This is a genomic window from Pyxidicoccus sp. M15, assembly GCF_056858435.1.
Window position 1 is genome coordinate 758,898 of the sequence record NZ_CM166495.1, and the last position, 15,232, is coordinate 774,129.

Here is a 15,232-nt window from a genome sequence, read left to right on the forward strand (position 1 = left end):
CCCTTCACGGACGCGAAGCGCGGACTGCGTGCCCGTTCCGCGTCCGGTCTCTCCGCGCCCGCGGGCCAGGTGCGTCCACGGACGGCAACAGGGGCTCCCGCTGACGGCTCGGGGTGGCCCTGTCGCCCTGGCGGATGGCCGGGCGTCACGGCGGGGAAGGGTGGACGCGGTGGACCCGCGTTCGCGTCAGCTCCGGACAGGGCCCCCGGATGGATGACCGATTTGGCAAATCGGATCAGAACGAAGGATTTGAACCTTCAACCCCAAGATTACGAATCTTGTGCTCTTCCCAATTGAGCTAGTTCTGAAAGGCCCCCGGACTGCCGGGAACCCTTCGTGGGCCTTGCGGCGGCCCGGCCGGACGGCCCGATGTGAGGGAACCACCGCGAGCAATGGACCCGGGGACACCCTGCCCGGTGCATGAGCGCAGCGCGCCCACGCCCGGACCCGGGAGCCCGGGGACAGCCCCGTGGCACCTCTGGATTCCGTCAGTTCGCAGGGACGCGGCGGTGGCGGCGTGTCTGACAGCCGTGTGTGAAGGCGCGGCCCTCCCCATCCGGTGCTTGGATGAAGAGGGCCCATGCTTCCTGGGTTGCCATGAGGCGTCCGGGCCTACTCGGCCGTGGCGGGCAGCTCGCTGTCGGGCTCGAGCGGCGCCGGGGCCTTGGCGGACTGCGGAGTCGGCGTCGCGAGGACGGACTGCACGGCCGGCGAGGGCACGAAGGTATCCAGGGGCGCCGGGGGCCTGCAGGCCGTGGGGTCGTCCGACGCCTTGAGGACCGGGGTGCTGGTGTTGGCCTGGACCTGCTTCGACGCCGAGGGCAGCGGGCACATGGGCAGCGGCGTTCCGGACGTCGGCTTCGCCACCGTGGGCCCGCGCGACCTGGACCTGGACCTGGAGTCGGAGTCGCGCCGGGACGCGGCGTCACCGCGCGACGAGGAGTCACCCCGCGACGTGGAGTCCCCCTGCGCGAGCGAGTCGCTCTGCGTGTTCGCCTTGCCCTCGCTGGTGGAGGTGGACGTGGCGGTGGCAATCGCGGAAGGCGCGGGCTTCTTCGCCGCCTCGCCCAGCACCTCCGTCAGGCGGTTGTTGCTGTCGTGCATCTGGTCCATCGCACGGCCCATCGTGGCGTCGTGCTGCGTGCGCGTGCGCTCCAGGCTGGAGTCGTGCTGCAGGCGCTCCTTGTCGAGGGTCGCCTGGTACTCCGCGCGGTCCTTCTCCAGGTTGGCCTTCAGCGTGTCCCGCTCCCGCGAGACTTCGCTCAGGCGCTGCTCCAGCGCGCTCTTCTCCGTGTTCATCACCGACTCCGCGCGGGCCATGCAGGCGCCGAGCACCTTCTCCTCGGGCTCGCGCTCCGGCAGCGGCTCACCGCGGTTCCAGGCCACCATCGCCATGCTCTGCCAGCGGTAGTCCGCGTGCATGACGCACTCCTGCACCAGCCGCGTCAGCCGGTCCTCGGACCAGATGGGCGTCGGCCGTGCACAGGGGCCCACTTCTTCCTTGAGAGTGGAGGGAAAGGTGCGGACCTGACGGACCCAGCAACCGTTTCGCTGCTCCAGCTTCGACGCCGTACACCCCGCCAGCCCCATCGCGAGCACCACCACCGCCGCCACCCGTTTCATGTCGCCCCTCCATCCCCAACGCCGGCCCGCGTTCGCTGCGGGCACGGTAGGGACGGTGTGATCCGCCGCCCATTCACCGGGGCCATGCGGCAGGCAGGGGATGTCCGGCCTCCGACGAAACAGGGCAGGCGGCCGAGCATGAAGTGACCCACGGCACGTGCGCTGGCCAACGCTCACATGGAGGAGCGGAGGCGCCTGACGAGGGCGGCGCCTTCACACCCGGGGCACGCGGCCGCGCTTCATGAGCGGCGCTCTTCCAACAGTGGCGCGGTGTCCCGGGCCACGGCTGTTGGGAACTTGTGGAGTGTTTCAGCGCAGCAGGGCCTGCGTGTGCGTGAGCAGCTCGGGCCCGCCGGGCTGTCCATGGCCGGGCACCACCACGCGCATGTCGGGGAAGCGCTGGCGCGTGCGCTCCAGGCTCGCGGGCCAGGCGGCCACGTCCGCGTCCGACAGGTTGCCCAGGTCCTTCGCGGCGCCGTCCTTCACGAAGCAGCCGCCGAAGAGCACGCCGCTGTCCCGGTGCCACACGACGATGTTGTCGGGCGCGTGGCCCGCGCCGGGGAAGAACACCTCCACCGGCCCCAGGGACTGTGACGGGGACACGGTGTCCGGAGGCACGGGCTTGCCGCGCTCCTTCGCGAGCCGTGCCGTCTCCCCTAGCCCGTACACCGGAAGACCCTGAGCCACGAGCGCGGGCACGCCGCCCGTCCGGTCCTCGTGGAAGTGTGTCACCACGGCCGCACGCACCGGACGGTGCAGCGTGTCGCGGGCCCAGGTCATGAGCTGCTCGGCATGCCGCGCGTTCCACCCCATGTCCACGAGGAGCGTCGACTCGCCCTCCTCGATGAGCAGCCCGTTGGCGGGGTAGTGGTTGAAGTCCGCGCCCGCCAGCGTGGTGTGGAGCCACACGCCGGGCGCGAGCTGGCGCACGTGGATGTCCTCGGCCACCGTGTACTCCGCCTGCGTCGACGGCGTGGCCGCGGTGCCGCGCTCCGGAGGGGTGGCACACGCGATGCCGAGGAGCAGCACGGCGCAGAGACAGGGGCGAAGGAGGCGGGGCGGCGTCATGGTGAACCTCGGCGGGTGTGGTCCTACGCCCGCGTTTCGGGGAGGACGCGCCCGGATGCAAGCCATATGCGCGGTGGCGACCCCGGGGGCCTGGCCAGCGCTCGCCCGGCCCTGCCCAAGAGGTGAAGGAGGCGACGGCGGGCTTCGTTCCGCGCACGAAGCGCGCCCTCCCGCGGCGGCTGGGTGTCGCAGCGGGAGTGGGATGCGATGACGGGGGCGGACGGTAGGGCCCGCTCCCGAGGCGCGAGTGCCTACAGCCCCCCGGTGTCGTAGTCGGAGGGCGCGTCCACGTGGAAGGCGAGGTCCACGGTGCGCTGCTCCCCGGGGGCCAGCGCCACCTTCCATGTGGCGATGCCGTCCTCCGCCGCGAGCGTGTAGCCGGCCGTGGACTCCGGCTCCAGCTCCACCTTCACGTCGTCCAGCTCGGACACGGGGATGTGCTCGGACAGCTCCACCTGCTCGGGCCGTGCGCGGAGGTTGGAGAGCTGGAAGCGGTAGACGTAGCGGAAGCGCTGCTTCCCGCCGAAGAGGCCCTTCGGCCGCTGCACCTCCTCCACCACGGTGCGCTTCACGCGCAGCCCCTCTTCCAGCCCGAAGGTGAGCTCGAAGGGGGCGCCCTTCGCCACGCGCTCCAGCTGCTGGTGCCCCAGGAAGCCCGTGTCGCGGAAGAGGCTGACCGGGCCGGGCAGCAGCGGAAAGGGCGTGGCGTTGGACAGCCGCGCCACGCGGAAGACCACCGGGTGGAGCTTGGGCGCCGTGCGCCAGGAGAAGTCCGCCTTGAGCCGGTGGCGGCCCAGGCGCACCCGCACCACGCCGCCGTCCCCGGGCACCCGCGTCGCCTCCTGCGCCTCCCACTGCACGGAGAGGCCCTGCGACACGACGCGCAGGCCCTCTCCTTCGACCTCCGCCTCTCCAGGGCCGGCCTCGGCGTGCTGTTGCTGCTCGTCGCGCCGCACCAGCACCTTGCGCTCCTTCGGCCGCTTCCAGGCGGAGACGTACAGCGGCGTCACCTCGGGTGGCGTGGCGTCCTGGCGCGGCAGCGCGGTGGAGAGGAAGAGCTTCGCGCCCGCCCAGTCCTCACCCGTGGTCTGTCGCACCGCGGCCAGCGACGTCAGCTCCACGATGCCCGAGGCCTCCTCCGCGCGGGCCTCGTAGCGCGGCGTCCAGGACGTGCCGCCCACCAGGTACGTCAGCTCCACGCGGACCTGCGTGCCCTCGGGGCACGACAGCCGCACCTCCACGCGCTGCTCGCTGCGCTCGGCGAGCGTCTTCAGGCGCGACAGCTCCGACTCCACCTCGGCCAGCTTCTGCTGGAGCACGCGCTGCTTCTCGGCGACGTCTCGCGCCTCCTTCACGCCGCGCAGCCGCACCGCCAGCGCCGAGTCGAAGGCCGCGGCCCAGGCGCGCGGGTCCGGCTTCGGCCCCGTGAGCTCGTACGTGACGCGCTCCACGGCCACGTCGGTGAAGCCCTGGGACAGGCGGGCCAGGTCCCTGGCTCGCGCGGCGGCGGCCTCCAGCACCTCCTTCTCGCGGTCCAGCTCGAGGCCGCGGGCCTCCCACTTCCGGCGCTCGGGCTCCAGGGACTGCTCGAGCGTCACGGTGTCGGCGGTGAGGCCCTCCAGGGTGGCGCCGGCGGCACGGGCGCGGAAGCTCTCGCGCGAGGCCGCCTCGGGCAGGTGCTCGAAGACGGCGGTGGTGGCGCCGGTGCACGCCACCGTCCGTGCGCGAGTCACCTGCGCGCGGTCCGGGTAGATGACGACGGAGGACACCTGGGACGTGCTCACGAGCGCCAGGAGGGTCAGGGGCAGCAGGGTCATGGGAGGTTCCTCACGGGCTCTGGGTCAGGCGCCAGTGCTGCGGGCGGCGCAGGGTGTATTCGAAGGACACGGTGCTCTTGCTGGAGGGCGGCACCACCAGGTCCCACCGCAGCTCGCCCGTCTTCGCGTCCTGATGGGCGGCGGGCGAGGTGCGCACCAGCTTCACCTCCACCTTGCCGTCCTGGCTGAGCGGCCACTGGTCCACCACGCGCACCTGCATGGGGAACGGATAGGGATTGGGCACCTCGAGCGTGACTTCGTACGTGTTGAGGTCGTCCTTGGAGATGAAGCCCTCCCGGGCCTGCACCAGGCGCACGTTGCGCGCGGTGCGCACGGCGGGGTCCACGCCGAGCGGCAGGGTGAAGGCCTCGCCGGGGACGACGAGCTTCAGCGCCGCGGTACCGGCCGGGTCGGCCCCGACGAAGAGGGAGGCGTCACCGCCCGGCAACACGGTGCGCGACGGGCTCTTGAGCTGGGCGACGAGGTAGGCGTCCTCCGCGAGGGCGGGGAAGACGTGGCGCTCCACCTGAACGGGCCAGGACTCGATGAGCAGGGGAACGATGCGCTCGCCCTGGCCGCTGCGCACCGTCTCCGGACGCGGCGCGGTGAAGGCCAGGTCGTAGCCGCCCGCGAGCGAGACGGGCAGGTCCTCTGGCAGCCGGGGCGGCTGCCAGCCGGGCGGCGGCGCGAGGCCCACGTAGGAGTCCACGACGGGCTCGGGTGCGTCAGCGCCGCCGCTCTCGGCCAGCGACTCGAAGGAGCGGGACGCGCCGCCCCTGCCGCCCGGACGCGCCACCGCGATGCGCTTGATGAACTCCTGGTCCACGTTGACGCCCGTGGTTGTAGAGCCCACGTCGAGGGACGGTGGAGCGCCCGTGACTTCCACGACCTCACCAAGCGCCTCGGGGAGCATCTCCACGTTGACGCGGATGGTGCGGTTGGGACGCAGCTGGATGTCGGTCCGGGTGTAGGGGCGGAACTCCTCCTTCTCGAAGCGCAGGGTGTAGACGCTGGGAGGCAGGTACGGGATGCGGTAGCTGCCCTGGGCGTCCGTCACGACGACCTGGTCGCCCTGAAGCGCGGGCGAGGTCGCGGTGACGACGGTATCCGGCACCGGCTTCCGGCTCTGGGCGTCGATGATGGTGCCCACGATGGTGCTGCTGGGGGTTCCGCTCTGGGAGGGGCCGTAGGACTGCGCCGGGGCGGACTCCGTCTGCGCGTCCCCGGAAGGCAAGGGGCTGCCCGCGCGGGCCAGCAGCTGCTGTCGCAGCTCGAGCTCCGCGTCCGGCTCGGGCGCGCGCGCGGGCAGGGGCGGCGGGGCGCTGGGGGGCTCCTGTTGTCTTCGCGGCTCGGGGATGAAGTGCTCCTCGGTGCCGAGCTTCCACGTGGCGAACCGGGGCAGCGATGTGGCGCTGGAGGGCAGGGCGGTGCTGAGCGTGAGCTTCGCGCCCTCCCAGTCCTCGCCCGTGTCCTGGCTGATGCGGCCGGAGAAGGCCACCTGCACGCGCTGCTTCTCCGGCTGGAGCTGGAGCTCGTAGCGCGGATACCAGCGGACATGCTGGGGGACGAGATACGAGAGCTGCACCTTGGTGAGCCCCGTGCCGGAGAGGGTGACGGCCACCTCGATGCCCGGCTTCCGGGGCCACGCTCCGAGCTGGCCCGCCTCCCCGAGCCGCTTCTCCCGCTGGTCCTTCAGGGTGAGGACCCGGTCCTCCAGCTCGAGCATGCGCGCCTCCAGCTTCGCGGCGGTGTCGATGAGGAAGCCGGCGGAGGCGCTCCACGTCGAGGCCGAGGAGGGGGGCCGCTCGCCGGTGACGGGGTTGAGGGCGTGCCGGTTGGCCACCGGCTGCACCCGGCGCAGCGCTTCGAGCTGGAGCCCCACGGCGGCGCGCTCGGCCTCGGCGCGGGCGAGGCCGTCATCCAGCGTGTCCAGCGTGTCGAGCAGCTTGCGCGCATCCGCCTGGGGGAAGGGCGGGGCGCTGGCGGGGCGCACGTCCACCGAGGAGACCTCGGCGCCCTGGGCCTCGACGCGGATGGAGTCGGGGTCCACGAAGTCCGGCAGCCGGGGCAGCTCCACCCGCTGGGTGCCGGAGACGGTGAGGGTGGCGGTCCGCACCACGCGCGCCCGGTCGCTGTAGACGGTGACGGCGCTGATGGGGGCTTCGGTGGTGGCGTGGAGAAGGCTCGCGAGGCCGAGGAGGAGCATGGCGCCAAGCTATCCAGCGAGGCGCGGACGCATCTTCACGGAGTCATCATGGTGCGAGCATGAATGGCGCATTCCTTCGAGCGCGCTCGACGTCAGGCTTTGCAGGGACGGGACTGGCGAGGGATTGCCCCCGAAGGCGATTGCGGAAGCTGCCGTCAGACTGCGTTGCTCTCCTTGAAGGGGGCCCGGGATGACAAGTCATTGCACGCAGACCCGGGACGTGGGTCTCGTGCCACCCATGTTCCCGGGCCCCGGTCTCTGTCGGCACGGGCACGCTGCTCCTCCACCTTCGTGCGTTGCCGGAATTTCAAGCCTTACACAGGATACGCATACCTCTCGCGGGGGATTTACCCGTGCCGACCTGACGTGTTACCTCATAGGTCATGATGAACGGGTCGGAGGCGGACGACCTGTGGAGTCCACTCGGGAATTGCTGGTATTGACGGTGATTCTCGGATGGTTGAAAATTCAGGGTCTGAAGTTCCGTCAAAGGCTGTGCTGCACGTGGGGGATGAACAGATGGCAACGCTGAAGGCTCGACTGCGTCGTTGGGTGGTGATTGTCGGAACAGCTGCCGCCCTGGGCGGAGGCACCGCATACGCGCAGATTCGTGAAGCAATGTGTTGCTACCCCTGCACGTGCCTGCCGAATGGCGGCACCGGCGACTGCTGCGGCCCCTGCTAACGCCGCTGTTCCGAGCGCGCGTCATGCAAGTGGCCATCCGTCTCCTCAAGGCTTTCGCCGCGCCGGCCGTCTTCGCCGCGGTCACGGCCCTGTCATGGTTCCTGGTCACCGCGTGGTTCGGTTCGCGTGAGCCCGAGGTCTGTCCTCCTGGCGCCACGGCGGAGACACCCGCCCCGGAGACACCGCCCGCCTCCGTCTCCAGGGTGGGCTACCAGGCCGCGGTCAACGGCTCCGGCTTCATGCAGTCCCACGTCAGCACGGACGTGCGCTCCGCCCCCTCGCGGACGGAGGGGGTGCGGACTTCGTCCAATTCCCTCCTCGACGAGCGCGAGGGTGCGTCCGAGGAGCTCGCCACGCTGCTGGATGGGCGCAAGGGGCCACGCCCCGCCCACCTGATGAACTGCTCCTCCGACGGAGGCACCTTCCGCTGTGGCGAGTGCACGACGGACAGTGAATGTCCCGCCGGTCAGGGGTGCATCATCAATTATGGCAAGGGCCTCTTCGAGTGCGCCGCCAGCGAGTGCGAGGATGATTCAGGTTGCTTCCCCGGCTCTGTCTGCCGTGTCGCCGCGGGAGGAGCTCCGGGGCCGGTGATTCGCCGGTGTCTGCTGGCGGGAGTCCGCCTCGCGGGGGAGCCCTGCAGCCGGCTGCCCGCGACTCGCGATGAGGCGTGCGAGGAGGGGTTGCTCTGCATCAATCACCGCTGCGGACAGCCCTGTGTTCCTGGCGAGCCGGGAGCGTGCCCGGATGGGTACGCCTGCGAGGAGAGTCTCAGTGGCGCGGCCTGTGTGCCTGACTGCCTCAAGCTGGGATGTCCAGCGGACAAGCACTGCGCTCCGCTCAATGGCGGAGTCCACCAGTGCCTGGACCTCGTCGTGGACGAGTGCTCCAGCGAGAAGCCCTGTGCGCAGGGACAGAGCTGCATCGTCCGAGGACGCCTCGGAAGCGCGGGCCGGTTCTGCGCGGCTGCCTGTGACTCCTGGAAGACGGACAGTTGTCCCGGGGACCAGGTGTGCGGGATGGGCGGGCCCACGGGAAGCGCGTGTTATGCGAAGTGCGACCCTCAGGACCTGAGCACCTGTCCTCGGGGCTGGCTCTGCGTGACGGTGACGGAAGATCTCCAGACACGGGGATGCCTGCCTGACTTCGTGAGCGGTGTTCCCATCCCTCCGCGTCCCAGTCCCTCCGCGGTGAGGGCGGGCCCCTGAGGTGAGGCGGGACGGGGCGGTTCGAAGTCAGGCATTATTGGTGGGCAGGTGCTGCTGCTCGTCCGTGCGCGCCGCCGATGCCAGCGATTGGACACGCGGGTCCTGACTGTTCGCCACCACCTCGTAGCCCAGGCGCGGCTTCGACGTCTCACCGGGGGCTCCGGAAGGCGGCTGCCACCGCTCGAGCAGCGTCAGCGTCCACGTCAGCAGATTGGGCGCCAGGCCCTGCACGCGCGTGCCGAACCAGGAGAGCACCGAGATGGTCCGCTCCCGGTCACCATGCTCGGCGGCGTCGACGACGGTGCGCGCCGTGCGGTTCGCGGTGGTGGTCGTCAGCCGCGACGTCAGCACGCGGGTGAACCAGAGGAACTCGCCTTCCGCGTCGCCGTTGAACTGGACGTGCAGCGGCGCGCCGTTGCGCAGCGGGGGCGGGGTGAGGGTGCTGACGTGCACGCCTTCCCGGGCCAGCTCAATCGCGAGCGTCTCGGACCAGCCCGTCGCCGCGTGCTTGCCGGCGGTGTAGGCCGCCTGGTGGGCCACGGGCAGCTTTCCGGCGATGGAGGTGATGTTGACGATGCGCCCGAAGCGGCGCGCGCGCATGTGCGGCAGGACAGCCATCGTCGGATGGAACTGCACCCAGAAGATGCCGCGCAGCGCCTGCTCCATCGTCTCCGTGTCGAGCTGGACGGCCGGCCCCGCGAAGCACTGGCCCGCGTTGTTCACCAGCACATCGATGGCGCCGAAGCGCGCGAGGACCTGCTCGACGAAGGACTGGACCTGCTCGGGGTTGCTCGCGTCGCAGGCGGCGCCGAAGACTTCGCCTCCCTGGCGCTGGAGCTGCTCCACGGCCCGGGCCACTCCGTCGCCGTCACGGCCGCAGAGGGCGAGCCGGCAGCCGCGCTGGAGGAACTCGCGGGCGATGTCGAACCCGAGCCCCCGTGCGCCGCCAGTCACCACCACCACGCGCCCGCGCAGGTCGATGCGCCGGGCGCGCCGCGCCGCCGCCGACAGGAGCAGTCCCGCTCCCGCAGCGACACCCAACGCCCCCGCCACGCCTGAAGTCGTACGCCTCGCCATGCGCGCTTCCTTCCCGAGCCCCTGGGCTCCCAGGGGCCGCACGCATGGCACGGGCCCGGGGCTCAGCCCGCGCTCGGAGGAACGTAGGGCACGTGACGCGGGCTGCCCACCGCGAAGAGCCCGGATGCCTGCCCCCTCGACAGGGAGGCCACACGACGGAGGCGTCTACCGCCGCTCCACGTCCCACCAGCCGAACCACATCGTCCGCTGCTCCGTGAGGTGGACCCAGCCGGGTGCATGCGCGTACGCACGGGGCAGCAGGCCCGCGCCCGTCACCGCGCGCGCCGTCTCTTCGAACGTGTACAGGTGCAGCGACACGGAGGGGCCCGCCGTCTGGACCTCGCGTGTGGACGCTTCGTGGCCTTCGAGCCCGGGCCGCCGCTCCAGCACCGTGAAGAGCATCCGCCCTCCGGGCTCCAGCGCCGCGGCGAGGTTGCCGAGCACGCGTGGCAGGTCCTCACAGAAGTCCAGGCAGCCGATGGCCAGCGCCACGTGGAAGCGTCCCCACTCCGCGGGGAAGGGCTGGTGGTAGCTGTGCAGGTGCCACGCGCCCTGGGGCCTTGCACGGCGGGCGAGCTCCAGCATCTCGGCTGAGAGGTCCGTGCCCACCACGTCCACGGAGGCGTCCAGCCCCCGCGTGTGCAGCCCCGGCCCGCAGCCCACGTCGAGCACCCGGCACCCGGGCGTCACCGCGTCCGCGAGGAAGCGCTCCACGCGGTCCTCGTAGCGGTGCAGCACGGGGAAGAGCGCCTCGTAGGCCGGCGCGATTTCCCCGTACACCTGCCGCACTCCCTCTTCCTGCGCGTCCCGGGACATGGTGCCCGCGAGCCTACGCAGGACGCGGGCCCGCATGGCGAAGAACCCACGCAGGCCCCCGACGGCTCACCCGCTCCGGGGCGTGCCGCACTCCGGGCAGAACTTCGCGCGCTCGGGAATCTCCTGGCCGCACTTGCCGCAGCCCACCTTCTGCACCGTCAGCGGCTTGCCGCACTCCGCGCAGAACTTCCCGCCCTCCACCTTCGCGCTGCAGTGCGGGCAGGCCGCCACGCGCGCCGCCGTCACGTCGAGCGACGCCACCTGGTCCACCTTGCGCACCTTCTCGCGCGCCTGCTCCACCGCCACGTGGGCCTGGATGGAAGCGGCTTCTTCCGCGAGGTCCGGAGCGCACGCCTCACACAGGCTGCGCCCGTCATTCCAGCACGACTTCGGGCACACCCACTTCCCGCACCGCGTGCAGTTCTTGAAGTGCTTGCGCCCTTCCTCCACCGCCTCCGCGTAGGCCTCGTCCCAGCCCTGGCCGCGCAGCGCGTCCTTCAGGTGCGTGCCCGCGTGCGCCGCGCGTCCAATCGTCCCGCCGAAGAGCGAGCCCGCCGCGCGGAGAATCCCCGTGGCCACGCCCACCTTGCTCGCGATGAAGGGCGACATGTGCCCGTTGCCGCACTTGTCGCAGAAGAACTCGAACTGGAAGCCGTAGTCGTTCGAGCGGTCCGTGTAGTTCCGGGTGAACTGAATCATCGACATGCCGCGTGTGCCCCCTCTGGCAACCCGCGCGGCACGCTAACACGGCGCGCGGCGCGCCCCTCACCGAAGGGCGCGCCACCTGCTTCCGCTCAGCCCGCCACCTGCCGGAACACCGCCAGCGAGCGGCCCATCGCCTCGAACTTCCCGGGCGCCGCCTCTCTCCGCCGGTCGTCATCCGCCGTGTACAGCTCCAGCTCCCACTTCTGCCCGGCGGCCGCCGGAGGCAGCTTGAAGGACACCGGCTCGTGGTGCGAGTTGAGCAGCACCAGCAGCGCGTCGCCGTAGATGCGCTGCCCGCGCTCGTCCGGCGTCGGAATCGCGTCGCCTCCGAGGAGGAACGCCAGCGAGCGCGTGAAGGGCTTCTGCCAGTCCTCCGCGCCCATCTCCGTCCCGTCCGGCCGGAACCACGTCAAGTCCTTGTGCTCCGAGTCCCACAGGTGCGCTCCCTTGAAGAAGCGGCGGCGCTGCAGCACCGGCTGCCCGTGCCGGAAGTGGATGAGCTTGCGCGTGAACTCGAGCAGCTTCTGCCGCCGCTCATCCAGGTTCCAGTCCACGTAGGACAAGTCGTTGTCCTGGCAGTACGCGTTGTTGTTGCCCTTCTGCGTGCGGCCCATCTCGTCGCCCGCGACAATCATCGGGACGCCGGTGGACAGGAAGAGGGACGCCAGGAGGTTGCGCTTCTGCCGCTCACGCAGGGCGACGACGTCCGTCTTGTCCGTCTCGCCCTCCACGCCGCAGTTCCAGGACTGGTTGTCGTCCGCGCCGTCGCGGTTGTGCTCGCCGTTGGCCTCGTTGTGCTTGTGGCTGTACGTCACCAGGTCGTGCAGCGTGAAGCCGTCGTGCGCGGTGACGAAGTTGATGCTCGCCTGCGGCTTGCGCCGCGCCTCCGCGTACAGGTCCGCGTTGCCCGTGAGCCGGTAGCCCATCTCCCCCGCGAGATTCTCATCTCCCTTCCAGTAGCGGCGCAGCGCGTCCCGGTACTTGCCGTTCCACTCGCGCCACGGCGCCGGGAAGCCGCCCACCTGGTAGCCGCCGAGCCCCACGTCCCACGGCTCCGCAATCAGCTTCGTGCGCGCCAGCACCGGGTCCTGGTGGATGATCTGGAACAGCGCCGCGTTCCGGTCGAAGCCGCCCTCGCCCGTGCGCCCGAGCACCGTGGCCAGGTCGAAGCGGAACCCGTCCACGTGCATCTCGTTCACCCAGTAGCGCAGGCTGTCCACAATCAGCCGCGCCGTCTGCGGGTGGGACGCGTTGACGCTGTTGCCGCACCCGGTGAAGTCCAGGTAGTGCCGCTTCTCCGGCATGAGCCAGTAGTAGGCCGCGTTGTCGATGCCCTTCATCGACAGCGTGGGCCCCAGGTGGTTGCCCTCGCACGTGTGGTTGTAGACGACGTCGAGGATGACCTCGATGCCGGCCGCGTGCAGGTCCCTCACCATGGCCTTGAACTCGGCCACGGCGGCGCCGGGCGTCTTGCGGCTGGCGTAGTACTGCTCCGGCGCGAAGTAGCCCAGGGTGTTGTAGCCCCAGAAGTTGGACAGCTTCTTGTCGTTGAGGAACGAGTCGTCCGCGAAGGCATGCACCGGCAGCAATTCCACCGACGTGACGCCCAGCGCCTTCAGGTGGTCGATGACGGCCGGCGAGCCGAGGCCCGCGTAGGTGCCGCGCAAGTGCTCGGGCACGCCGGGGTGGCGCATGGTGAGGCCGCGCACGTGGGCCTCGTAGAGCACCGTCTTGCGCCAGGGCACGTCCGGACGTCTGTCATTGCCCCAGTCGAAGAAGTCACTCACCACCACGCTCTTGGGCATGCCGGCGGCGCTGTCCCGCTCGTCCTTCGCCAAATCCTGCTGAGCGTTGCCCAGCGGATAGCCGAAGACGGGCTGGCGCCAGTCCACGTCGCCGTAGAGCGCCTTGGCGTACGGGTCCACCAGCAGCTTGTGGGGGTTGCAACGATGTCCGTTGGCCGGGTCATACGGGCCGTGCACCCGCAGGCCGTACAGCGTTCCCGGTTCCAGGCCCGGCACGTAGCCGTGGAAGACGTTGTCCGTCACCTCGGGCAGCTCGAAGCGGTCGGTTTCCTTCGACGGGTTGGCGGAGTCGTAGAGACAGACCTCCACCTTGGTGGCCACCGAGGAGAAGACGGCGAAGTTGACTCCGGTGCCGTCGAACGTCGCACCACGTGGCCAGGGCTTGCCCGGCCATACTTCCCTACTCATACGGGCTCTCGATTCCTCTGAAGGAAAATGCCCGCTGAATGTGGGAGTGCCCCTGTGGGCCGGCAACCGTCAGGCGGCGGCAGCGTGGTCCAGTGAGCGCCAGGTCCCCAGCGCCCAGTCCTGCTCCTCCGGGTCATCGAAGCTGACCACGCACAGGGCGCGCCGCCGGCCGGAGCTGCACACGGCGGTCAGCCGGCACTCGCCCGGCTCCACGTGCAGCGAGGCCCGGCCGCTCACCCGCTCGCCGTGGTGCTCCAGCTCCAGGGCCCGGCGCTCGGCGCTGGTGGGGGCGAGGCTCTCCTCGGCGCCGTCCTCCAGCGGCATGAAGCGCACGCAGCGGCGATGGTCCCTGGCCACCCACGTGCCGTCCTGGAGGTGGGCCTCCGCGAGCGAGCCGGGGATGCGAATCTCCCACCCCTCCGGCAGCGCCACCTGCACCGCGCCGCGCCGGTAGCCCATGGGCGGACCTCCCGTCACACCGGCCGCGCGGCGGCGGACCTCCTCGGCCAGCGTGCCGCCGATGCCCAGGTAGCCGAGCACCTCCTGCCACTCGCGCCAGGGGTAGGGCAGGGACGCGTCCTCGCGCCAGGCGGACTCCAGCAGGCGGGCCACGTCGCGGAAGAGGGCGCGCTCCTCGTCGAGCAGCGGCGGGCGCCACACCACGTCCGTCCACATGCGGCACAGGGCGCGGCTCAGGCGCGTGCGTGCGTGGAGGCCCGGCTTCCACCAGGGGAAGACATCCATGCCGCGGCGCGGGTCCTCGTAGACGTTGCGCAGCCAACGCTCGTCGCGGGGGCCCAGCGGCGTGAGCAGCGCGCCGGGGTGCTCGAAGGTGTGGCCGAAGCGCATGGACAGTCCGAAGCCGGACTCTCCCTGGCGGCGCATGCGCAGCACCTGGGCCACGGAGTCCTGGAGCGAGGCCAGCATGTAGACCTCCACCGGGTCCGCGTCGCCCGTGTGGAAGTAGCCCGTCGGGTCGCCCACGCCGGCGGCCTCGTCCGCGTCCGCCCAGGTGAGGCCGAGCTCCTGGCCGAGGCGCTTCACCATGTCGCAGAGGTAGACGTGGTAGCCGGGGCCCACCGCGGACGTCTCGGCGGAAATCACCACCCGGGCGCTGCTGGCCGCGAGGATGGACACCTCACCGGCGGCGGGGTGCAGGCGCAGCCGGAGCAGGGGGGCGCCGTGGGGGCCGGTGCCCATGCGGGCGCTCTCCAGCAGCTCCTCCGCGTGCTCGTGGAACCAGGCGAGCGCCCGCCGCAGCCAGGGCTGGCCTGCCTCGGGGGGCGAGAAGGGGTTCCCGTCCACGTCGCGTCGGCCCGCCAGCAGCAGCTTCACACTCATGTCGCCCCACCCGAGTTCAAGCTTCGGTTCCCTCTAGTCGAATAGCGTGTCTTCCCTTGAAGGTGCCACCGACGCGCAGTGCCTGCTCGCCCGTCCTCCACGTCGCGCGGACTCGCGGGCGGGGCGGCGAGCGCACGGTGGGTTGTCTGTCCTTCGAGAGCCAACAAGTCCAATCGGGTTGCAGACGTGCAGGCAGGCGCTCGGGCGACAGGTGCCCCGGGACGGGCGGGCACACAGCTTGGGGGAAAGGAGGCTGCCATGAGCAAGAAGGACGTCCTGCACATCCCACCGGAAGCCCTGCCCACCGCGCCCGACCGCGGCGCCAGCACCGAGGAGGAGACACCGCACCGCGCTCCCCCGCACCTGCAACCGGATGGCGGTCCCGGCAACAACCCCGGCTCCGGCGGCAACCCGCGCATCATCGAGCCGGTGGGAACGCCGCGCCCGTATCCCGGCACCAGCGTGACGTGAGCG

Annotated in this window: 10 protein-coding genes and 1 tRNA gene; 1 reads left to right on the top strand and 10 read right to left on the bottom strand. The window is 71.0% G+C overall.

Features of this window, described 5'->3' with window-relative positions; genetic code table 11:
- Nucleotides 1-234 precede the first annotated feature (234 nt).
- From ACX9TP_RS03010 to ACX9TP_RS03055, 10 genes are all read right to left on the bottom strand, one after another.
- A tRNA-Thr gene (locus ACX9TP_RS03010) sits at nt 235-308 on the bottom strand.
- Between the two features lie 304 nt (nt 309-612).
- Nucleotides 613-1,623 carry a hypothetical protein gene (locus tag ACX9TP_RS03015; RefSeq protein WP_482978184.1) on the bottom strand — a complete coding sequence of 337 codons (1,011 nt, stop codon included), beginning with the start codon at nt 1,621-1,623 and terminating at the stop codon, nt 613-615.
- A 309-nt stretch (nt 1,624-1,932) separates the two neighbouring features.
- Nucleotides 1,933-2,691 carry a PYX family subclass B1 metallo-beta-lactamase gene (gene blaPYX, locus ACX9TP_RS03020; RefSeq protein ID WP_482978185.1) on the bottom strand — a complete coding sequence of 253 codons (759 nt, stop codon included), beginning with the start codon at nt 2,689-2,691 and terminating at the stop codon, nt 1,933-1,935.
- 251 nt (nt 2,692-2,942) lie between these two features.
- Nucleotides 2,943-4,508, bottom strand: a complete 1,566-nt coding sequence (locus ACX9TP_RS03025) for a mucoidy inhibitor MuiA family protein (RefSeq protein WP_482978186.1) — start codon at nt 4,506-4,508, stop codon at nt 2,943-2,945.
- Nucleotides 4,509-4,518: 10 nt separating this feature from the next.
- On the bottom strand, nt 4,519-6,714 hold the full coding sequence (locus tag ACX9TP_RS03030) for a mucoidy inhibitor MuiA family protein (protein ID WP_482978187.1): 2,196 nt from the start codon (nt 6,712-6,714) through the stop codon (nt 4,519-4,521).
- Nucleotides 6,715-8,633: 1,919 nt separating this feature from the next.
- Nucleotides 8,634-9,683 carry an SDR family NAD(P)-dependent oxidoreductase gene (locus tag ACX9TP_RS03035; RefSeq protein WP_482978188.1) on the bottom strand — a complete coding sequence of 350 codons (1,050 nt, stop codon included), beginning with the start codon at nt 9,681-9,683 and terminating at the stop codon, nt 8,634-8,636.
- A 165-nt stretch (nt 9,684-9,848) separates the two neighbouring features.
- Nucleotides 9,849-10,499 carry a class I SAM-dependent methyltransferase gene (locus ACX9TP_RS03040; RefSeq protein ID WP_482982358.1) on the bottom strand — a complete coding sequence of 217 codons (651 nt, stop codon included), beginning with the start codon at nt 10,497-10,499 and terminating at the stop codon, nt 9,849-9,851.
- Nucleotides 10,500-10,565: 66 nt separating this feature from the next.
- Nucleotides 10,566-11,204, bottom strand: a complete 639-nt coding sequence (locus ACX9TP_RS03045; protein WP_482978189.1) for a zinc ribbon domain-containing protein — start codon at nt 11,202-11,204, stop codon at nt 10,566-10,568.
- An 89-nt stretch (nt 11,205-11,293) separates the two neighbouring features.
- Nucleotides 11,294-13,417 carry a glycogen debranching protein GlgX gene (gene glgX / locus ACX9TP_RS03050; RefSeq protein ID WP_482978190.1) on the bottom strand — a complete coding sequence of 708 codons (2,124 nt, stop codon included), beginning with the start codon at nt 13,415-13,417 and terminating at the stop codon, nt 11,294-11,296.
- 69 nt (nt 13,418-13,486) lie between these two features.
- A complete protein-coding gene (locus tag ACX9TP_RS03055) occupies nt 13,487-14,758 on the bottom strand; it encodes a hypothetical protein (protein ID WP_482978191.1) in 1,272 nt (423 codons plus the stop codon).
- Nucleotides 14,759-15,016: 258 nt separating this feature from the next.
- Between ACX9TP_RS03055 and ACX9TP_RS03060 the strand changes: the two genes are divergently transcribed.
- Complete coding sequence (locus tag ACX9TP_RS03060; RefSeq protein ID WP_482978192.1) at nt 15,017-15,229, top strand: hypothetical protein; 213 nt, start codon at nt 15,017-15,019, stop codon at nt 15,227-15,229.
- Nucleotides 15,230-15,232: the final 3 nt, after the last annotated feature.